General features: G+C 61.4%; 12 protein-coding genes. 9 read left to right on the top strand and 3 right to left on the bottom strand.

Going from position 1 to position 21,939, the window contains the following annotated elements; translation table 11 throughout:
- Positions 1 to 24 precede the first annotated feature (24 nt).
- The gene (gene sppA / locus M2447_RS11655; RefSeq protein ID WP_277558749.1) at positions 25 to 1,905 is read left to right on the top strand and encodes a signal peptide peptidase SppA; all 1,881 of its coding nucleotides are present in this window, start codon (positions 25 to 27) and stop codon (positions 1,903 to 1,905) included.
- 233 nt (positions 1,906 to 2,138) lie between these two features.
- Here the strand turns inward: sppA and M2447_RS11650 are convergent, their stop codons facing one another.
- Together M2447_RS11650 and M2447_RS11645 are read right to left on the bottom strand one after the other, a co-directional pair.
- Positions 2,139 to 3,152, bottom strand: coding sequence for an adenosine deaminase (locus M2447_RS11650; RefSeq protein ID WP_277558748.1), 1,014 nt, complete (start codon positions 3,150 to 3,152; stop codon positions 2,139 to 2,141).
- A gap of 129 nt (positions 3,153 to 3,281) precedes the next feature.
- Positions 3,282 to 4,325, bottom strand: a complete 1,044-nt coding sequence (locus M2447_RS11645) for a hypothetical protein (RefSeq protein WP_277509751.1) — start codon at positions 4,323 to 4,325, stop codon at positions 3,282 to 3,284.
- A 271-nt stretch (positions 4,326 to 4,596) separates the two neighbouring features.
- Here M2447_RS11645 and M2447_RS11640 point away from each other — a divergent pair, with 271 nt between their 5' ends.
- The 4 genes from M2447_RS11640 to M2447_RS11625 all read left to right on the top strand — a co-directional run bounded on the left by M2447_RS11640 (position 4,597) and on the right by M2447_RS11625 (position 11,748).
- Entirely contained in the window at positions 4,597 to 5,073 is a 477-nt protein-coding gene (locus M2447_RS11640) for a redoxin domain-containing protein (protein WP_277558747.1), read from the top strand.
- An 834-nt stretch (positions 5,074 to 5,907) separates the two neighbouring features.
- Positions 5,908 to 8,106, top strand: a complete 2,199-nt coding sequence (locus tag M2447_RS11635) for a hypothetical protein (RefSeq protein ID WP_277558746.1) — start codon at positions 5,908 to 5,910, stop codon at positions 8,104 to 8,106.
- Between the two features lie 205 nt (positions 8,107 to 8,311).
- Positions 8,312 to 11,104 carry an aconitate hydratase AcnA gene (acnA, locus tag M2447_RS11630; protein ID WP_277558744.1) on the top strand — a complete coding sequence of 931 codons (2,793 nt, stop codon included), beginning with the start codon at positions 8,312 to 8,314 and terminating at the stop codon, positions 11,102 to 11,104.
- A gap of 137 nt (positions 11,105 to 11,241) precedes the next feature.
- Entirely contained in the window at positions 11,242 to 11,748 is a 507-nt protein-coding gene (locus M2447_RS11625; protein ID WP_277558743.1) for an STAS domain-containing protein, read from the top strand.
- An 81-nt stretch (positions 11,749 to 11,829) separates the two neighbouring features.
- Here the strand turns inward: M2447_RS11625 and M2447_RS11620 are convergent, their stop codons facing one another.
- On the bottom strand, positions 11,830 to 12,519 hold the full coding sequence (locus M2447_RS11620) for a GDSL-type esterase/lipase family protein (protein ID WP_277558742.1): 690 nt from the start codon (positions 12,517 to 12,519) through the stop codon (positions 11,830 to 11,832).
- 113 nt (positions 12,520 to 12,632) lie between these two features.
- On the opposite strand from M2447_RS11620, the gene M2447_RS11615 reads away from it, so the two are divergent.
- The 4 genes from M2447_RS11615 (at position 12,633) to M2447_RS11600 (ending at position 21,876) form a co-directional block, all read left to right on the top strand.
- Positions 12,633 to 13,412, top strand: coding sequence for a superoxide dismutase (locus tag M2447_RS11615; protein ID WP_277558741.1), 780 nt, complete (start codon positions 12,633 to 12,635; stop codon positions 13,410 to 13,412).
- Positions 13,413 to 13,505: 93 nt separating this feature from the next.
- Positions 13,506 to 14,360 (top strand): hydroxymethylbilane synthase, encoded by an 855-nt coding sequence (hemC, locus tag M2447_RS11610; protein ID WP_277558740.1) that lies wholly within the window; start codon positions 13,506 to 13,508, stop codon positions 14,358 to 14,360.
- 54 nt (positions 14,361 to 14,414) lie between these two features.
- A complete protein-coding gene (locus tag M2447_RS11605; protein WP_277558739.1) occupies positions 14,415 to 17,504 on the top strand; it encodes a glycosyl hydrolase in 3,090 nt (1,029 codons plus the stop codon).
- Between the two features lie 274 nt (positions 17,505 to 17,778).
- Complete coding sequence (locus M2447_RS11600) at positions 17,779 to 21,876, top strand: glycosyl hydrolase (protein WP_277558738.1); 4,098 nt, start codon at positions 17,779 to 17,781, stop codon at positions 21,874 to 21,876.
- The last annotated feature ends 63 nt before the right edge of the window (positions 21,877 to 21,939 follow it).

The raw sequence follows: 21,939 nt of genomic DNA, 5'->3' as shown, positions 1-21,939 counted from the left end.
AGTTAACCTGCGCAGTTCATTTTTATGAAAAATTTTTTCACATCGCTTTTGGGTTCATTGACCGCGCTGGCCATCTTTTCGATCGGGTCGGTGATATGCGGGTTCATGTTTTTCGCAGTGATCGGCTCCATGGTCGGCGGAGGCGGCGACAGCAGGCAGGTGACGGTGGAGAAGGGCGCGTATCTGGTTTTCGACATGTCGGTGAACATCACCGACGCGCCGGCGCAGATGGACTCGAGCGCGTTGATGGGCGCGCTGGCGGGCGGGCGAAACGAACCCGACCGGTTGCAACTGCGCCAGGTCACGAACGCGCTCAAGGCCGCCGCCGAGGACAGCCGGATCGCGGGCGTGTTTCTGTGCGGCGGCTTCGAGCCGGACGGCTACGGCACGGGTTACGCGGCGTTGCGCGAGGTGCGCGAGGCGCTCGAGCAAGTGCGCGCCGCCAAGAAACCGGTGATCGCGTATCTTGAGCAGGCGACGGTGCGCGAGATGTATGTGGCGTCGCTGGCCGACGAGCTTGTGCTCGATCCCTACGGGCTGGTTTTGATGCCGGGGCTGGCGAGCCAGCCGATGTATTATGCGGGCGCGTTTGAAAAGTTCGGAGTGGGCGTGCAGGTGACGCGCGTCGGAAAATACAAGTCGGCCATCGAGCCCTTCACTCGCACCGGCATGAGCCCCGAAAGTCGCGAGCAAATGCAAAAGCTGCTCGACGATTTGTGGGGCGACTTGCGCAACGATATCGCCGCCGGGCGCGGTTTGCGCGCGCAGGATTTGCAGGTGCTCGTGGATCGCGAGGGTTTCATCCAGCCCGAGGTCGCGTTGCAACGCAAACTCGTGACGCGCCTCGCGTATCGCGACGAGGTGATCGACGACTTGAAAACACGCACGGGCCGCGAGGGCTCGGCGGAGCCGTTCAAGCAGATCGGACTGCAAGACTACATATTCACCCTGCCGCGCACGACGGGGCCGGCGATTCCCCCGAAAACGGAAACCGCGGGCAAGCGCGGCGGCGGAAAGGGCGCGGTCGCGATTGTGTATGCCGAGGGCGCGATTGTTGACGGCAGGGGCAGCGCGAAGGATGTCGGCGGCGAGCGTTTCGCGAGGCAAATCCGCCGCCTGCGCCAGGACGACAAGGTGAAGGCGATCGTGCTGCGCGTGAACAGCCCGGGCGGCTCCGCCACGGCCTCGGAGCACATCCAGCGGGAAATCCGCCTGGCGAGAAAAGAGAAACCGGTGATCGTTTCGATGGGCGCGTATGCGGCGTCGGGCGGCTACTGGATCGCGACTTATGGCGACCGGATTTTTGCGGAGCCGGGCACGATCACAGGCTCGATCGGCGTGTTCGGCATGCAGCTCGACATGCAAAAACTGGCGAACAACGTGGGCGTGACATTCGACAGCGTGAAGACGGGAAAATATGCCGACACGAGGACAATCGCGCGCCCGAAGACGCCCGACGAAATGGCGCTTTACCAGCGCATGGTTGATTGGATTTACGAGGAGTTTGTCGGCAAGGTCGCCGAATCGCGCAACATTCCCAAGGAACGCGTGCACGAAATCGCGCAAGGCCGCGTGTGGTCGGGCGCGGAGGCGTTGAAACTCGGGCTCGTCGATGAAATCGGCGGCCTGGACGACGCAATTCTTTATGCGGTGGAAAAGGCGGGACTCGGCCCAAACTACCGCGTGCAGGAGTTTCCGCGCAAAAAGGAGATGGCCGAGGTGTTGAACGAAATGCTGGGAGGCCGATTCTCGCCGGAACAATCCGATGCGCGTGTGCGCGCGGGAAACAAGGGCGCGGTCAACGAGCTGGTGTCGCGCATTCAGGACGAGGCGCATATCCTCAATGAGTTCAACGATCCCAAGGGCATCTACGCGCGCCTGCCCCTCGACTTGATCGTGAAGTGAGGGATCGGCGGGCGCCATTCGAGGTGTGGTCAGCGAACGCAAGAAGGCGGGATGGGCGTGTGCGGCGGGGCTTTTTCCCTGGTTCTGCCTTTCCGGTCTTTCGAGCTTCCGCGATTAAATCTTTTTGCGCCGCTTGGCGGCTATTCCATTCGGTTAATCGCGGAAGCGCGAAAAGACGGAAGCGGCGGGGCAATTACCCCATGGCTCCAAACTGACGGGCTTGGCAGTCCGCGTTACGATTTGGCCAGCGCGTCGATTTCGGCAAGGTGGCGCCGCCGTTTCGTCTCGCTGATTTGCGCGACTTCGAAGCCGTTGCGGGCGAGCTGGGCGAGCTCGGGTTTTGTGAATTTGGCCTCGGACGCCAGCGCCGCGTATTCGTCGGTGAGCGTGTTGTTGAACACGAGCGGGTCGTCGGTGCTCAGGGTGCAGCGGATGCCGGCTTTCATGCAGGCGCGGATGGGGTGCTTGCGGATCGAGGGCACCACGCCGAGGCGCACGTTGCTGATTGGGCACATGTCAAAAGTGACTCCGCGGTCGCGCGCGAGGGCGACGACTTCGGGGTCCTCGATGGCTCGCGTGCCGTGCTGGATGCGCGTGACGCCGAGCTTCACGATCGCCTCGCGCACGCGGGCCGCGCCGTCGAACTCGCCCGCGTGGGCCTTGGTGATTTTTCCGGCGGCGCGCATGCGTTTCCACACGCGCGAGGTCCATGCCTCGGTGGGCAGGGTTTCGAGTCCGTGCAGGTCGACGCCGGTGATGTTGTCGCAGTCGGCGATGCCGTCGATCACGGCGCGCATCGGGCCGCGATAGTCGTTGCGAAGCATGCCGACGAACACGCGCACTTCGAGCCCGCGCGGCGCGGCGGAGAGGATCGCGGCGGCGATTTCGGAGGGCGGGATTTTCAGGAAATGCGTCGCGGCGAGGTGGAAGCTCGTCTCGACGTAGCGGACGTTTTGCGCGGTGTGTTTTGCGAAGATCGCCTTCGCGCCCTCGTAATAACGCTCGGTGCTCGTGAACCACGGGAGCGCGTGGCCGAGCAGGATTTCGTCGAAGCGCTCGAACTGGCGGATGCGGTGGCGCGGCGCGTGGAAAAACGGGTTCGCGGGGTATTCGCGCGGTTTCCATTTGCGCAGCACCTGGTAGGGCAGGGCGCCCTCGACGTGGAGATGCGTTTCGGTTTTGGGGAGGGCCTGGATGAATTTTTTGAGCGAGGGCGCGAGTTTGGGTTTTTGGGATGCGGGCTTCATTGTTTTTCCAATGTGCATAGCGGGGCGTGGCGATTTTGAAAATACAAAACCGGCAGGCGCGGGGTGAGCGCGCGGCTGCCGGTTTTGGGCATGAGGGCGCACGCAAGGTGCGCCCCTACGGGTGGTGGCTTAGCGGCCTTTGTTCACATCACCGATGAAGGTGTTGTGCGCGCCGGTGACTTTGCGCACGGTGCCGCCGAGGAGCTTCATGCTGCTTTCGGTTCCGATGTATCCCCACTCCTTGGCGAAGCGGATGTTTTTGCGGACGGTGCCTTGCTGCTCGTCGAGAATCTTGAAGAAGTTTTCGTAGTCCTTGGCGAGGGTCTGGCGGTTTTTGAGCGCGCCCATGTCAACGGCCTTGAACTTCTCCGCCATGTCGGCGATTTCCTTCGAGAGGGCCTCGGCGGGGTCGAGCAGATCCTTCACCTTGGCAACGGCCTCGGCTTTTTGCTCGTCGGTTTTGCTTCCGGTGCCGGAGCCGACTTGGACGAGGCGCTGGTCCATGAGGATGTCCATCTGCTGTTCGCATTTGGCCATGATGTCGCGCATGTTGAGGATGTAGATGCCGATGGGGTTTTTCTTGAGGGCTTCGCGCTCGGCGGCGGAGGCGATCACTTCGGAGCGTTCGCCCATTTCGCCGGTGGCGCGCGCGATTTGCTGGACGAGCTCCTCGATGCGTGGCTTGAGGTCGAGGAATTTCTTGTGTTTGTCGTCCTTGTAGTCCCCGGCCTTGTAGTAGTTGGTGAGCGTGCCGACGGCCTTGTTGAGCTCGGCGGCGCTGTCCTTGGCGAGCTTGATGCGGCTGTCGAAAAACTCGCGGTCCTCCTTGGAGAAGGAGCCGGGCGCGGCGAGGTTGTTCTTGGCGAGCTTGTCGTAGGGATTGACGCCGATCAGCACCATGTTCCAGCGCGGTTTTTCGGCGGTCACGCCGTCGCGGGAGACCCACGAGGCGGAGTCCCCGGTGGTTTGCATGATTTTCTTCAGGGGTTCGCGGGCGAGTTTGTTGAAATCGACGAGCTTGTTGTGAAAGCCGATGGCTTCGTTGCCGGCCTTGTCGCCGGAGCCGGAGCTGGAGCTGCCGGAGGAGGAGGATTTTTTGCCGCAGGCCGAGAGCACGAGCAAGCCGCACAACGACGCGAGCAGCAGGGGGAGGAATTTGCGTGTGTTTTGCATAATTTGAGGCTCAGACGTTCCGTCGCCCGGCGAAATGTGTCAAGAATCCGTAAAGAAAATGGAAACGCGGTTTGTTTTTCCACATTTGCGAGAAAAGTGGGAAAAATTAATAAAGAACGCGCCTGCGCTAGAACCACGCCTTCTATCGGGCAAAAACGGTTTGTGTTCGGGTGAAACGGACGCATCGTGAGGGTCTTGAAAAATTGCGCCGCCGCACGCGCGGTCGCGCGGTCCAAATCAACAATATATCGCAACAAAATCCACACACATCATGCCCATACAAGTTGGTTCAAAAGCGCCTGATTTCTCACTCAAATCGAAAAATGCCGAGGGCATCGTCGTTGACGTCAAACTCAGCGACAACTTTGGCAGGAGGCCGACGGTTCTGCTCTTTTTCCCGTTCGCGTTCACGAGCGTGTGCACGCGCGAGATGTGCGACACTTCCGGCGGTCTCGCCGAATACGAGAACCTCGGCGCCGATGTGATCGCGATCAGCGTGGACAGTCCGTTCGCGCAGGACGCGTGGGCCCGGGCCAACGGCATCAAGCTCAAGCTCGCCTCCGACCTCAACAAGACGGTCGCCGCCGCCTACGACGTGCTGCTCGATGACCTGAACGGCATCGGAAGCACGGCCGCGCGCGCGGCGTTCGTGATCGGCAGGGACGGCATCGTGAAATACGCCGAGCAGACTGCCACGCCGAAAGAGCTGCCCTGTTTCCCCGCGATCAAGGCCGCGCTCGCGAAATAATTTTCATTGAATGTTGCCCAGGCCGATTTGTGCGATCACACAAATCGGTTTGATTGTTTTTGTCCACTTTTCAACACAGCACGCCGCATAAGCAAAAATCGACCAACGCCCATTAAAAGCAACAAATATCAAACCGCCCCTTTCAAATGGGATCCATTCAGTCCCATGTTGGCTAGCAGCATGTGAACGAGTATTTAATATATGAAAATAATAAACATACTAATATTTTATTTTTCGATTCTGGGTTTGGCGTATGGGCAAGTGCCACCCTATGGCAACCGTTCCCTTGGGCAAGTCGTTGACAGCGTTACTGGTTATATTTTGGCGAACGAGGCTTATGGCGAAAAATTAGGAAAAGAGGAGCTGGAATATCTGAGGGGAATGCGAGTATACCTCAAGGAAAACGCTCCGTATGCCCATGATTATTTGTTAAAGGATTTGGATAATGAGCATAATTTCCGTGCCTACAACGAAGGTAGGGGTGACATGAGCATCGTGCTTGATATAACGGGTGATGCAGATCCGGCAGGTGCCTACGCAGTGGCAGAAAAGTTATATTCAAAACTTGGGAAATTTGTAACGATCTCTAAAAAAGAATATCAAGATTATATTAATAGCAATGATACGAACCTCAGCGCGGAGGCTAGAGATATTAAGATAAGAAGTATGATCGTGCCTATTCAATCCCGGACATATAGAATGGAGCGTTTGGAGGCATTCATGCAGAGGCTGAAAGCAAAATATGGAGTGGGAGAAAATAGTGTCGCGTCCAACAGGGCAGAAGTCTCCCTGCCTGCTAAGGAAGTCACTTCTGATAACGAAGAGAAAACAGGGATGCCTTCTCTTTTTGAAAATTTGGAGGCGGGGGGCGGAAAGATAGACAGGAAAGCGGTTGTCGAAAGGAACTCGCCTGTTTGGAACGAGACGCTGGGCGTCATGACGCTTGGCAACGGGGAGTTTGCGTTTAACTGCGACGCCACGGGGTTGCAGACTTTCGCGGGGAACACGATGGCGCACTGGGCCTGGCACAGTTTTCCGCAACCCGAGGGTTTTGAGGCGGGCAATCAAACACGGTATCCCGTGGATTCCCACGGGCGCGTGTTTAACTATCTTGCGCGTGGTTCCGGCGCGAAGGTTGCCCGCACAAAACAGGAGACCGCGGCTATCAGGTGGTATTATGACAACCCGCACATGATGAACCTTTGCCGCATCGCCTTCAGGGGAATGGACGGCGCTCAAATCAAGCCCGATGACGTCAAAATAGTTTCACGGAAACTCGACCTTTGGAACGGGAGGGTGGAGAGCGTCTTTGAATATCTCGGGGAGCGCGTGAGTGTGGTCAGCACCGTGCATCCGGATGCCGACGCGGTGGGCGTGCGTGTCGATTCCGCGCTGTTGAGGGATGGCAGGCTCGGCGTGGTTTTGACTTTCGGCTACCCGTTGCGCACGCAATTGTCGCTGCGGCGCAAGGCGCGGCCCGATCCAAATTTCTCCAGCGTCTTTGACCGCGTCGAGGGCCACAAAACGGTTTTGGAAAATCACGGGCGGGGCGAGTTCCGCGTAATCAGGGAAATGGACGACGGCGGGAAATACATGGTTCGCCTTTGCGGGACAAAGGGCTTTTCCGTTTCCAAGGGCGGGGAGAATTTTGGGGACATCACGAGGGAGCACACGGTGTTTATGCGTTCCGGAAATTCGGAATCCGCGGAGTTCACCGCGATATTTGAAAATTTGCAAAACACCGAAAACGCCTCGGACTACGGCTTGGACAGGGTGAAAAAATTCCGTCTGACGAAGGCCGGGGCGGAGTTTGGCAGGATGAAGGCCGCCGCCCAAAAACACTGGAACGCCTTTTGGAACAACGGCGGGATCGCGGATTTTTCGGCAAGCGCCGACCCGCGTTGGAAGGAACTTGAGCGCAGGGTGGTGTTGTCGCAATTCCTGATGGCGGCCAATTCGGCGGGCTCCATGCCGCCTTCCGAGGCGGGCTTGCTCGCGACGGATCACTGGTGCGGCAAATTCCACCTTGAAATGACCGCCTGGCACGGCGCGCCGTATTTCTTCTGGGGCAGGGGGGAGCTTTTGAAGGGCTGGGTGGAATGGTTTAACAAAATCGGCCTGAAATCCGCTCGGGCGGAGGCCGCGGCCGAGGGGCTCAAGGGCGCGAAGTGGTTGAAGACGCCGGACCCTTTCGGGCGTTGGGAAAGCTGGGATCACGGGCCGAACCGAATTACCCAAAACGTGCATCCGTTCTACTTGGCGGAGCTTTCCTACGGAGCCGATCCGTCGGCGGAGACGTTGCGCAAGTGGAAGGACATCATTTTTGAAACCACGGAAATGATGCTCGATTTTCTTTATTGGGACGACGCCTCGCAACGATACGTGCTGGGGCCGCCCTTGATGAGCGGGGCGGAAGGCACGCGCGGCTTTGATTGCTGGAACTCGACGAGTGAGTTGAATTACTGGGCGATCGCCCTGCAAATCGCGCAAAAATGGCGCGCGCGCCTCGGCATGCCCGAGGACGAAAAAATCGCCCATGTGTTGAAGCACATTTCCAAGCCGCCCGTCGTTGACGGCGTTTACATCGACGCGGAATCGCATCCGGAGACATGGGACAGAATGCCGAACGGACGATTCCTGCGCCCCGCCTGGCTGGAGGTTTACGGCTGCGTGAGAGGGCCGTTGATAGACCCGAAAATCATGGAGCGCACCTATGACAAAATCTCCGCCGGCCTGCGAAGCGGCGACTGGAAGGGCAACCTTTGGGGCTGCGACTACCCCATGCTTGCGATGACCGCCGCGCGCCTGGGCCGCGACAAGGAGGCGGTGGACTGGCTGCTCTTCGACGCCCCCTTGAACGCCTACACACCCGCGGGCTACAACGCCGGTTGGTATCTTCCCGGCAACGGAGGCCTGCTCTGGGCGGTGGCGCTGATGAGCGCCGGATGGGAAGGCTCCGAGGGAGCCGCGCCGGGCTTTCCGAAGGACGGTTCCTGGTCGGTCAAATTTGAGGGAATTTCAAAAGTGCCGTGAAACGCCGTAGGGGCGCACCTGGCGTGCGCCCTCGCGTCAGCCCGCTTTGGGGCTGCGCACGCAAACAGTTTTTCGCATACGAGGGCGCACGCCAGGTGCGCCCCTGCAAACTCGGGGGGAATAAAAAATCTTCATTGAATGTTGCCCAAACCCATCTGTCGGATCAGACAGATGGGTTTATTTTTCATATCCAATTTTTCGACACATGACCACGCCAGCAAATCCCTTCGACACACTGCAAACTTTCGCCGCCAACGGCGCATCGCACCGCTTCTACTCGCTGCCCGCGCTTGAGGCCGCCGGCGCGGGGCGCGTCTCGCGACTGCCGGTTTCGATCCGCCTCGTGCTCGAGTCGCTCCTGCGCAACTGCGACGGCAAGCGCGTCACCGAGCAGGCCATCCGCGAACTCGCGGGATGGGGCGCGAAGGCGCCGCGCACGGAGGAGATCCCCTTCGTCGTCGCGCGAATCGTGTTGCAGGATTTCACCGGCGTGCCGCTCCTCGTCGATCTCGCCGCCATGCGCGCCGCTGTCGCGCGCCTCGGCAAGGACCCGAAAATCATCGAGCCGCTCGTGCCCGTCGATCTCGTGGTCGATCACTCCGTGCAAGTCGATTACGCCGGCACGCCCGAGGCCTACGCGCGCAACCTTGACATGGAGTTCAAGCGCAACCGCGAGCGCTACCAATTCCTCAAGTGGGGCATGCAGGCGTTCGACACGTTCAAGGTCGTCCCGCCCGGCATCGGCATCGTGCACCAGGTGAACCTTGAATACCTCGCCAAGGGCGTGCTCGCCGATTCCGCGAACGATATTTATTATCCCGACACGCTCGTCGGCACCGACTCGCACACCACGATGATCAACGGACTCGGCATCGTCGGCTGGGGCGTCGGCGGCATCGAGGCCGAGGCGGGGATGCTCGGCCAGCCCGTTTATTTTCTCACGCCCGATGTCGTCGGTGTGCACCTCACCGGCGCGCTCCGCGAAGGCGTCACCGCCACCGACCTCGCGCTCACCATCACGCAAATGCTCCGCAAGGCCAAGGTCGTCGGCAAGTTCGTCGAGTTCTACGGCCCCGGCGCCGCCGCGCTGCCCGTTGTTGACCGCGCGACAATCGCCAACATGGCGCCCGAATACGGCGCGACGATGGGCTTCTTCCCGATCGACGCCGAGTGCGCAAACTATCTCCGCGCCACCGGTCGCGACGAAAAACAAATCGCGCTCTACGAAGCCTACTACCGCGCGCAAAACCTCTGGGGCATCCCGCAGCGCGGCGACATCGACTACTCGACCGACCTCGAGCTCGACCTCGCCAGCGTCGTCCCGAGCGTTGCCGGCCCGAAACGCCCGCAAGACCGCATCGAGCTTCCGAAACTCAAGGAGGAGTTCGCCGCCGTGTTTTCAAAACCCGTCGCCGAGGGCGGCTTCGGCAAAAGCGCGGAAGAATTGAAAGAGAATGAAAAGAATACAGGAGTCAGGAGTCAGGAGTCAGGAGTCGGAGGAGCGCTTCCGCGCCAGACTGATTCCGCGAAGCCGGAGGGCTCGTCTCCTGACTCCTCTTCTCTCCGCCACGGCTCCGTGCTCATCGCCGCGATCACGAGCTGCACAAACACCTCCAACCCGAGCGTTATGCTCGCCGCCGGCCTGCTCGCGAAAAAAGCCGTCGAGCGCGGACTCAAGCCGCACCCCGCCGTCAAGGCCTCGCTCGCGCCCGGCTCGCGCGTCGTCAGCGATTACCTCGCCAAGGCCGGACTGCAAACCTACCTCGACCAGCTCGGCTTCGACCTCGTCGGCTACGGCTGCACCACCTGCATCGGCAACTCCGGCCCGCTCGACGCGCACATCGAGGACGCCGTTGTGAAAAACGACCTCGTCGCCGCCTCCGTCCTCTCCGGCAACCGCAACTTCGAGGCGCGCGTGCACCAAAACATCAAGGCCAACTTCCTCATGTCGCCGCCGCTCGTCGTCGCCTTCGCGCTCGCCGGCCGCGTTGACATCGACATGAGCGGCGAACCCATCGCGACCGACGCCGACGGCAAACCCGTCTACCTGCGCGACCTCTGGCCCACGCTGCAAGAAATCCGCGACCAGATGCAGACCGCGCTCAAGCCCGAAGTCTTCCGCAACCTCTACACCGACTTCGCCGCGCAAAATCCCAAGTGGAACGAAATCCCCGCGACCGCCGGCGACGCCTACACGTTCGACGAAAGCTCGACCTACATCCAGGAGCCGCCCTTCTTCGCCGGCTTCTCGCTCACGCCCGGCACGATCGCCGAAATCCACGGCGCGCGCCCGCTCGGCATCTTCGGCGACTCCGTGACGACCGACCACATCTCGCCCGCCGGCGCCATCAAGAAAACCTCGCCCGCCGGAAAATACCTCCTCGACCACGGCGTCGCCTGGGAGGATTTCAACAGCTACGGCTCGCGCCGCGGCAACGACCGCATCATGACGCGCGGCACCTTCGCCAACGTCCGCATCAAAAACCTGATGCTCGGCGGCGAGGAAGGCGGCAACACGCTCTACTCGAAAACGCCGGCCTCCGCGCCCGAAAAAATGTCGATCCACGACGCCGCGATGAAATACGCCGCGGACAAAACGCCGCTCATCGTGATCGCCGGCCAGGAATACGGCACCGGCAGCTCGCGCGACTGGGCCGCGAAAGGCACGAACCTCCTCGGAGTGAAAGTGGTCGTCGCGCAAAGCTTCGAGCGCATTCACCGCAGCAACCTCGTCGGCATGGGCGTGCTCCCGTTGCAATTCAAGGAAGGCGTGACCGCGCAAACGCTCAAGCTCGACGGCACCGAAACCTACGACGTGCTCGGCCTCGACGGCGGCATCAAGCCGCAGCAAGACCTGACGCTCCGCATCACGCGCAAGGACGGCGCGGTTGAAAACGTCCCCGTCCGCTGCCGCATCGACACGCCCATCGAGATCGAATACTACCAGCACGGCGGCATCCTCCCGTATGTGCTGCGGCAGATCGTGGGCCAAAACTAAGCCTGTTTTTAGGGGCGGAATTAACAGAATGGACAGAATGCAAACCAAGCGAAGAATTCATTCTCTCCAGCCTGTTAATTCTGTCCGAAAATTTGCCTGACGATTCGCGACCTCTTGCGAAGGAAAAACCAAATCCAATGCCGGAAACCGCAAAACCAGTTTATCTTGTCGACGCCTATTCCGATCCGGTCGTGATACGCATCACCGGACGCGCCTCGTTTCAAAACAGCGCGACAATAAACGATTTTATTTCGGAGTGCATGAGGCAGGGAAAAACCCGTTTCGTGATCGATTTCCAAGACTGTGAGAGCATGGACAGCACCTTTCTGGGCGTGCTCGCGGGCGCGGCGTTAAAGTTGCGCAAGTGCGATTCCGGCTCGCTGGTGCTGGCGCGCATGGGCAAGCGCAATCTCGAACTCGCGCGCAACCTCGGTTTGCAGCATTTGGCCACGGTGGAGTGCGGCGATTTTCCGATGAACTTCGGCGCGCCAAACACACCGCTTTCGGCCAGGGCGATGACGGAACTCGATCACGCCAGGCTCGCGCTCGAAGCGCACGAAAACCTTCTCGCCGCCGACGAGGGCAACCGCTCGAAGTTTCAGGATGTGGTCGCGTTCCTGAAAAACCGCGTCGAGCAAAAATAGGCGCGCAAAAACGCGCCGGTGTGTGTTTTCCCCGGCGCTGAAAATACGGCACGCCCTTGGGCGTGTCTTGACTCCGGATATTTACTTGAGCGCGGCGGTCACCATCGGGCGCAGCACCCTGGCCCAAAGGGCGTAGCCGGCCTCGTTCATGTGAAGCTTGTCGGCGAGGTAATATTCCGGGCGCACGTTGCCCTCGGGCGTGAGGATGTGGTCGTTCATGTTGAGAAACGTCAGTCTCGGATCAGAGTGGCAGAACACGGAGAGGTAGGTGTTTGCCAGCGCGATTGTGGAACGCTGCATCACGCGGCTCTCGGTGATGGGGATCGAAATGTAAATCAACTTGGTTTCGGGCAGCTTCTTGTGCAGCTCCGCGCAAAACGCGCGGAAGTCCGATGCCACCTCCTCCGCCGTTTCCCAGGCGTTGATGTCGTTGCCGCCGCTGAAAAAGACAATCAAGCGCGGCTTCGCCGGCATCACGAGCTTGTCAAAATAATACGTGCAGTTTGCGACTCGCGAGCCGCCGAATCCGCGGTTGCGCACGGGCACGCCGGGAAAATCCTCGGCGAGCGTTTTCCATAACCGGATGCTCGAGCTGCCGAGGAACAGCACGCCGCCTTGCACGGGCGGGTTTTCGCGGTCTTGTTTCTCGAATGCGGCGATGTCCTTTTTCCAGCGTTCGTGCCTTGGGTTGACGGCGGCCGGCGAGATCGCATGGGCGAGAGTTAAAAACAGGGCGACAATCAGGAATGATTTTTTTGGGAGTGTTTTCATAAGATTCGGGGAAAGTCATTATTGTTGTTAATCGCCTTTGAAAATACCCAATTTCGACGAACTTTCGACGCGGAAGGGTTGCGCGCGCGCATGACAGGGCGGACTTTGAATTCATGAACACAAAACCCTCTCAAATCACCCGTCGCTCCGCGATTAAGACACTCGGTGTGTCCGCCTCGCTGCTCGGCCTCAATCTTTTCTCGCCCGAACTTGGCGCAACGCCCTCGGGGTCGTCCGCCCCCAAATCCGGCGTCACTTATCCTTTCGCGCTTCCGCCGCTCGGTTTTGATTGCGCGGCGCTCGAGCCGCACATCGACGCGCGCACGATGGAGATTCATCACGGCAAACACCATCAGGCCTACGTCACCAACGCCAACAACGCGCTCGCCTCGCACCCCGCGCTTCAAAAGCTCGACATCGCGGAGCTGCTTTCGCGTATCAACGGCAATGCCATCGACGAACCGCTTCGCACCGCGTTGCGCAACAATGTCGGCGGTCACGCCAACCACGCATTTTTCTGGCGGATACTTGCGCCGCGGACAAAAGACTCCGCGCCGGCGTCCGGCGAAACCGCGCTGCGCTCCGCCATTGAAAGCACCTTTGGCAGCCTCGACGCATTCAAAGCGCAATTTGCCGACGCCGCCATGAAGCGTTTCGGCAGCGGCTGGGCGTGGCTCGTCGTGTCGCGCGAGGCGGGCAGGCTCGCGATCACCACATCCGCGAATCAGGACTCGCCGCTTCTTTCCGGGGATGTTCCCGTGCTCGGCCTCGATGTGTGGGAGCACGCGTATTATTTGAAATACCAGAACCGCCGCGCCGACTACATCGCCGCATTTTGGAATGTCGTCAACTGGTCGCGCTGCGGCGAATTTTATGCCGCGGGCCGCCCGTAGGTGACGGCCTCAAGATTGCCCGCCCCAAATCGCCTGTTTTACAAAAAGCAGACTTGGCAGTTTGCGTCGCGATCCATTTAAGAGGCCGTTGTTTTGAAAAAACTCACCCTCGCCACCCGAAAAAGTCCCCTTGCGCTTGCCCAAGCCGAATTGGTCGCGGCTCGTTTGCGCGCCTGTCTTGGCGTGGAGGTCGGGCTTCTCAAGGTTGTGACGACCGGCGATCAGCGTGTCGAATGGTCGCTCGAGGAACGCGGCGGCAAGGGCCTCTTCACAAAGGAGCTCGAGCACGCGCTTTTTAATGGCGACGCCGATATCGCGGTGCATTCCACAAAGGACCTTCCCGGTGACATGCCCGAGGGGCTGGCCATCGCGGGGTATCTCCCGCGTGCCGATCCGGGCGATGTGCTTGTGCTCCGCGCCGGCGTCACCACGCCGAAAACAATCGCCACCGGCAGCCCGCGCCGGCGACTGCAAATCGCGAAACTTTTTCCCGACGCGCAATTCACCCAGATTCGCGGCAACGTGGACACGCGCCTGCGCAAAATCGCCGATGGCGAGGCCGACGCGACCATCCTTGCCGCCGCCGGGCTCGCGCGCCTGCGCATCGGCAACTGGCCCGGCGTGGAGTTTCACGCGCTTGGTTTTGAGACAATGGTTCCCGCCGTCGGCCAGGCCGCGATTGGCGTGCAATGCCGCGCCGCCGACGCCGCGAAATACGCCCCGCATTTTGACGCGGAAACCGCGCGACACATCGCCCTCGAGCGCGCCTTCCAATCCGCGCTTGGCGGCGGGTGTCACACCGCGCTCGGCGCCCATGCCGCGCGCGACACGCTGTGGTTTTTCGACGAGCAGACCGGCTCGCACAATTTTCCTCTTGCGCCTGTGGACTTCAACAATCCCGACGAAACCGCCCGCCGCGTGCTGGCACGCTTGGGACTTAATCTTTAGTCGAACTCAAACAAAACCAAATCCCAAAACATAACCCTCAAACACGATACCATTATGAAACGCAGAGACTTTATTAAACTCAGTTCACTGGCCGGGGTCGCGCTGGTCGCGCCCCATTCAGGCTTGCTCGCGAAAGTGGCAGACCGCAAGGGCGCGCGCGCGTCCGGCGCCGGATCACTCGCGGAGGAATTTGTGAACATCCCCGACTCGTCGCGCCCGGGCGGCTACTGGTGGTGGATCGACGGGCAGGTGGACAAGGCGGGCATCACGCACGACCTCGAGGAGTTCGCCGCGAAGGGAATCGGCACGGTGCTGTTCGTGAACTCCACCAACCTCGGCCCGGCAAACCGACGGCTCAAGGGCGCGGCATTTTTGTCCGGCGAGTGGATGGAATTATACAAGCACGCCGTGCGCGAGGCCGACCGGCTCGGCATCGAGTTCGGCGTGAACATGAGCGGCGGCTGGTGCATGGGCGGGCCGTGGATCGAGCCGCGTTATTCGGGCCGCTGGTTTTTGCAATCGCGGCATGTTGTCGAGGGTCCGTTGAAGTTCGACGGCGCGCTCCCGCTTCCGGGCGGCCGCGACGGTTACGACAAGGTTTTTAATCCGCCCGGCTACAAGGCCTACATCGACCTGCCGCTCGAAAAGCTCGATTACCGTGACACGTGCGTGGTGGCGTTTCGCGACGACGCGGGCGACGCGGCGCGTTTCAGCGACAAGGAACGGCTTGAGTTTCTCCCCGCAAAAACAAACCGCCGCGACGCGAGCAACCACGCGCCCGCGCGCGACGTGGTCGGCCCGACGCTCGGTGCGTGGCCGTCGCTTCCCTCGGACAAGCCGGTCGCGCCGGAGAATGTCGTTGATTTGACATCAAAGGTTTCCGCCGACGGACGCCTGCGGTGGGACGTTCCCGCCGGTCGCTGGGTGATCGTGCGCACGGGGCATCGCATGACCGGCTCGCGGCTCATGATCGCGCCGCCCGAGGCCGACGGCCTTTCGGTTGACTGGCTCTCGAGCAAGCCGGTGGACATTCAGTTTGAGAACATCGGCAAGAAGTTTTTGGAGGGTGGAAAAGTCAACGGACGCAACACGCTGAAATATTTTTGCAGCGACAGTTTCGAGGACGGTTTTCCGAACTGGACCGAGGATATTTTGAAAGAGTTCGAGGCGCGGCGCGGTTACGATCCGCGTCCCTATACGCCGGTGATGAACGGATTCATTGTCGGCAGCGCGGAAATCTCCGACCGCTTCCTGCACGACTACCGGAAGACCGTCGCCGATTGCATGGCCGACAGGCATTACGCCTACTTCGGCAAAAAGTGTCACGAGCTTGGCATGGAGGCGCAGCACGAGTCGGCGGGGCCGAGCCGCTCCGGCACGATGTGCATGGACACTCTCAAGAACCTTGGCCGCGCGGATCGCCCGATGGGCGAGTTCTGGATGGGCACGCGTCACGACGAGCCCGGCGGCCTCGATCCCAAGCTCCGCTACGGAACCTCGCGCCTTGAGGAAGGCCAGAACAAGGTCACCAAAATGGTCGCGTCCGCCGCGCACATTTACGGCAAAAAAACGGCGTCGGCGGAATCGTTCACGACGATGCGCCACTGGCAGGATTATCCGGGCAACCTCAAGCAGCAGGCCGACCGCGCGTTCTGCGAGGGCATCAACCATTTCTCGATTCACACAACGACCGCCACCAAGTCCACGCTCGGAAAACCGGGCTACGAATACTACGCGGGCACGCACTTCAACCCAAACGTGACCTGGTGGCACCACGCCGGCGCGTTCCTGAAATACATCGGGCGAAGCCAGCACCTGCTGCGCCAGGGATTGTTTGTCGCCGACGTGCTGTATTACAACGGCGACTGGGCGCCGAACATCGTTCCGCCCAAGCGCATCGATCCTTCGCTCGGCTTTGGTTTCGACTACGACGTGTGCAACGCCGAGGTGCTGCTCACGCGCCTCTCGGTGGCGAGGGACGGACGCCTCACGCTGCCCGACGGCATGAGCTACCGCGTGCTCGCGCTTCCCGAAACCGACCGCATGCCCGTCGAGGTGATGGAAAAAATAAAGGCGCTCGTGAAGGCGGGCGCGACGATCACCGGGCCGCGTCCGGAAAAAGATCCGGGCATGAAAAATTATCCCAAGTGCGACGACGCCGTGAAAAAACTCGCGCGCGAAGTCTGGGGCGATTGCGACGGAAAAACCCGCACCTCGAACAAATACGGCCGCGGCCGCGTTTTCCAGGGCGTGACGCTGCGCGAGATTCTTGCGAAGGACGGCATCGGCCCCGATTTTTCCTGCTCCGAAAACATCGCCGCCGCCGACAAATCCACCGGCGTCGCGCACGCGAGCCGCACGGGAATGGACTTCATCCACCGCAGCGTCCCCGGCAAAAACGGCGCGGAAATCTACCTCGTCGCAAACCTCTCGCCCCTCGCGCAAACGCAGGAATGCGGCTTCCGCGTGACCGGACGCGCGCCGGAAATCTGGAACGCGGTTGACGGCGCCATGCGCGCCGCTGCGCACCGCGAGGAGCGCGGGCGCACGATTGTGTCGCTCGACTTCGCGCCCTTCCAATCGTTCTTCGTCGTGTTCCCCGCGTCGCCCTCCCGCCTCGCCAAAAAAGCCCGCGCGAAAAACTCCCTGCAATACGCCGACGCCGCCGAGCTGACCGGCGCGTGGACGGTGACGTTCGACCCCGCGTGGGGCGGCCCCGCGAAGGTGGAGTTTGCCGCGCTCGAGGATTGGACGAAGCGCTCCGAGCCGGGCATCAAGTATTATTCCGGCTCCGCGTTTTATACAAAACGCTTCGATTATAAAAAAGGCTCCCTCGACAAGGACGCGCGCGTTTTCATCGACCTCGGCACGGTTCGCGACATCGCCGGCGTGAAACTCAACGGCCATGATTTCGGCACCGTGTGGACATCGCCGTGGCGTGTTGATGTGACCGACGTGATCAAGGACGGCGCGAACACGCTGGAGATCGAAGTGGTCAACCAATGGCGCAACCGCCTCGTCGGCGACGCGATGCTGCCCGAGGAAAAACGCATCACCTACACCAACATCCCCGTTGATCCGAAAAAAATGCCGCTGCTCCCGTCCGGCCTGCTGGGCCCGGTGAAGCTGGTGCTCGGAACCTGACACAACATTTGCAAGGCACTCGCGCGTTTGCGCGCGTCGCCGTTGGGCATATCCTGTATTCCTCGCATCTATTTTACGTGAAATCAAAACGGCTGGAATGACATCTTGCCTGCCCACAACATTGGGCATTTTTTGTATGTAAAACATCATAGGAAGGATTCCCTTGCGAGCTGCGTTGCGATAGACTCGCGAGGCTTTTCCATAAACCAAATTCCCCGTTCTTCCGCCACGCCCGGATATCCATGCAACGAAACCAAGCACCGTCTTCCATGCCATGAAACCAGCCACCATCATACTTGCCCTTTGTGTGTTTGCCGCGACTTTGATTCGCGCCGCGGTTCCCGCGACTTCAACGCTTGAGCGCGATTTTGTCGCGCCGCCCGACGACGCTCGGCCCTGGGTCTATTGGTTTTGGTCGGACGGAAACATCACGCGCGAGGGCATCACCGCCGACCTTGAGGCGATGAAACGCGCGGGTGTCGGCGGCGTGATCATCATGGAGGTTGATCAGGGCGTGCCCAAGGGGCCTGTGCGGATCGTGACGGCGGAGTGGCGCGAGATGTTTGTCTTCGCCACAAGCGAAATGCAGCGGCTCGGCCTGAAGCTCATCATGAACAACGATCCCGGCTGGACCGGCTCGGGCGGCCCCTGGAACAAGCCGGAGGACTCCATGCAAAAGGTCGTGTGGACGGAGCGCCGCGTGTCGGGGCCGGCCAAGTTCGACGCCGTGCTGAAACAGCCGCAAACCAACGAGGGTTTTTATCGCGACATCGCCGTGCTGGCGTTTCCCACGCCGGAGGCGGAAATGCGCTCGCTGCGCGACGCCAAGCCGACGATCACAACAAACGCGACAACGTCCGCCGCCGAAAATCTTTCCCTGCTCATCGACGGCGACCAGGGCACGAGCGCGCTTCTGGCGCGTCCGCAAAACCGGAGCGAATCGCCGAGCGTGCAGTTCGAGTTCGCCGAGCCTTACGAGGCGTGCCTGCTTGATGTCGCGGTTACTTTTGGGGAGCGCGCCGGGTCGAAGGGGCGCGTTTTGTGCGAGTTGCAGGCGTCCGACGACGGGCGCGTGTTTCGCGAGATCGCGCGCATGCAGGCCAATTCCACGAAGGCGTTCGCGCCGGTGAGGGCGAAGTTTTTCCGCGTGGTGCTGGGCGGCAACGACGCTTCGCTGGACGGCTTGCGCGTGAATGAGATCACGCTGGCGTCGGTTTTCCGCATCGAGGATTACGCGCGCAAGTCCGGCCTCGGGCTCGCCGCGTCGCCGGAGGTCGCCGCGAACGCGAGCGCCGGCATGACTGTATCCAAAAACCAAATACTCGATCTCACGGAAAAGATGCGCGACGGGCGCTTGCAGTGGGACGCGCCCGCGGGCGAGTGGACGGTCATGCGCTTCGGCCACACATCGACGGGCAAGAAGAATTATCCCGCGCCCTCCGACGCGCGCGGGCTGGAGGTTGACAAGCTCAGCGCCGACGCGCTCGACCGGCATTTCGACGGTTTTTTGGGCAGGCTCATCAAGGAGTCCGAGGCGGCGGGTGTGAACGCGGGCACGTTCACCGGCTTTCATGTCGATAGCTGGGAGGTCGGCTACCAGAACTGGACGGGGCGTTTTCGCGACGAGTTCAAGCGGCTGCGCGGTTACGATCCGCTGCCGTGGATGCCCGTCCTCACGGGACGCGTGATCGGCGACGCGGGCGTGAGCGAGCGGTTTTTGTGGGATGTGCGCCGCACGATTTCGGACATGCTGAACGAAAACTACGCGGGGCGCATGACCGCCCTCGCGCGCAAGCACGGGCGGATTTTTTCGCTCGAGGGTTATCGCAACGGGCCTTTCGACCCGCTGACTTACACCGGCCGCGCGGATTTGCCGATCGGCGAATTCTGGATCAATCCCGACCCCGAAAACCTGCATCCGAGTGTGAAGACGATGGCGTCCGCCGGTCACATTTACGGGCGAAACATCATCGCGGCGGAGGCGTTCACGGCGACGGATTTGCAGAGCAAGCATCGCGTGCATCCCTATGTGGCGAAGGCGGTCGGCGACGCGGCGTTTTGCGCGGGCATCAATCATTTTATCGTGCACCGTTATTCGTTGCAGCCGTGGACGGACGCGCGCGCCAAGCCCGGCATGACGATGGGGCCGTGGGGCTGGGAATACGAGCGCACGGCGACGTGGTGGGAGCAGAGCCGCCCGTGGCACGAATACCTGGCGCGCTGCCAGCACATGTTGCGGCAGGGAAGGTTTGTCGCGGACATTTGTTATTTGCAGGACGAGGAGGGCATCAAAAATCCGCCGCTTCGCAAGGAGGTGCAACCGGCGCCGCCGAAGGGTTACGATTACGATCTGTGCTCGGGCGAGGTCGTGCTCACGCGCATGTCGGTGAAGGACGGGCGCCTCGTGCTGCCCGACGGCGTGAGCTACCGCGTGCTCGTGATGCCGCAACAACGCCTGATGTCGCCCGAGCTTCTGCGCAAGATTCGCGACCTCGTGCGCGCAGGCGCGACGGTGCTCGGCGAACCGCCGCTGCGCTCGCCGAGTCTCGCCAACTACCCGGCGTGCGACGACGAGGTGCGCAAACTCGCCGCCGAGTTGTGGGGAAATTGCGACGGCGTGCGCGTCAAGGAGCGCTCGTTCGGCAAGGGCCGCATCGTTCGCGGACGTCCGCTCGCGGAGGTGCTGGCAAAGGCGGGCGACGCGCCGGATTTCGCTTACCAATCCGCTTGTGTCACCGCCGAAAAAACGGCGGCGCAAAACGAACCGCGCGTGCATTTTATTCACCGCGAGACGGCGGCGGAGGACATCTATTTCGTGGCAAACCTGGAGGCCGCGCCCGCCGACATCCGCGCGGTGTTTCGCATGAAGAATCGCAAGCCCCAGCTCTGGCGGCCCGAGCAGGGCGTGATCGCGGACGCGCCCGTTTATGAAACCGCCGGCGCGCGCACGAGCGTGCCGCTCAGGCTGGAGGCGCGCGAGTCGGTGTTTGTTGTTTTCCCAAAAAACCAGCAGGCGAACCCGAGGCGAATCACCGAGGTGTCGCGCGGGCAGGATGTCTTGATCGGCACCGACGCGCGGAAGGATTCCTGCGCATCCGCCGACGCCGCGCCGAAGGGAGTCGGCGGCGATTTCAGCTACGCCGTTTGGGTGAAGCCCGCCGCCAACATGACCGTGCCGGTCGAGGATTTCGCGGGCACCTCGTCGCTGAACATCGCGCGCAACGACATTCTCTACGCGCCGCAGGGCGTGGAGTTTTACCAGGACCCGGCCGCCGCGGGCACCGGCCTGGCCATCGGCAAAAACGTCGTCTGCGTGATTGAGCACAGTTCGTTCCATTTTGTGGCGACGCTCGTCTATGAAATCTCGCTGAACAACTGGACGCATGTGGCGGTTGTCTACAAGGACGGACGTCCCAACTTGTATATAAACGGCAGCCACGCGCACACGGGCCTGCGCTCGCTGTTCACGCCGCGCGGCGCGACGGACGTGCCCTCGGACGCGCGCGCCGCGACGTTTCGCGGGGAGCACTCGCCGCTGCAGTTATTCGATCGCGCGCTGGGCGAGGCGGAGATTCGCGAGCTGATGCGCTCGACGCCGAAGGAACCCGCCGTCGCAACCGTGGCGAAGTCCGCCCAAAAAACAACATGCGCAAACGAACCCGCGCCGCTGTTGAGCGTTTCGATGGAAGCGGACGGCCCCGTCGTGTGGACCAGTGAGCCGGGGCGCTACAAAATAAAGCGCGCGAAAGGCCGCGCCATCGAGGTCGAAACCGGACCGATGCCGGCGCCGCAGGAAATCGCCGGCCCGTGGCAGTTGCGCTTCCCTGAAGGATTGGGCGCGCCGCACTCGGTGGAGTTGCCCGCGCTCATGTCGTTGAGCGAGCACAAAACGCCCGGCGTGAAATATTTCTCGGGCACGGCCGCCTACGCAAAAACCTTCACCCTCGCCGCCGGAATGCGCGCCGAGGGCCGCCGCCTCTGGCTGGACCTGGGCGACGTGCAGGCGATTGCGCAAGTGAAGCTCAACGGACGCGACCTCGGCACGCTCTGGAAGCCGCCCTTCCGCGTGGATATCACCGATGCGTTGCGCGACGGCGACAACACGCTCGAAATCGCGGTCACCAACACCTGGGTGAACCGCCTGATCGGCGACGAGCAACTGCCCGCCGACCGCGAATGGGTGCGCGTGCCGCGCCGGCGCGGCTACGGATTGAAGGCGTATCCCGATTGGTTCCTGCGCGGCGAGTCCAGCCCGACGGGACGCATCGCCTTCACGACATGGCGGCACTACGACAAAAATTCCCCGCTCCCGCCCTCCGGCCTGCTCGGCCCCGTCGCCATCCGCCCGGTTGTGAAGCTCAAGTGCGAGTAGGGATTGTTATTCAAAATTATTAAATGAAACTGTAATCGCACTGGGTAGGGCGCGCTCGCCGAG

This window comes from Ereboglobus sp. PH5-10, from assembly GCF_029504735.1.
Taxonomy (GTDB): domain Bacteria; phylum Verrucomicrobiota; class Verrucomicrobiia; order Opitutales; family Opitutaceae; genus Ereboglobus.
This window is presented reverse-complemented; position numbering and strand designations above follow the sequence as displayed.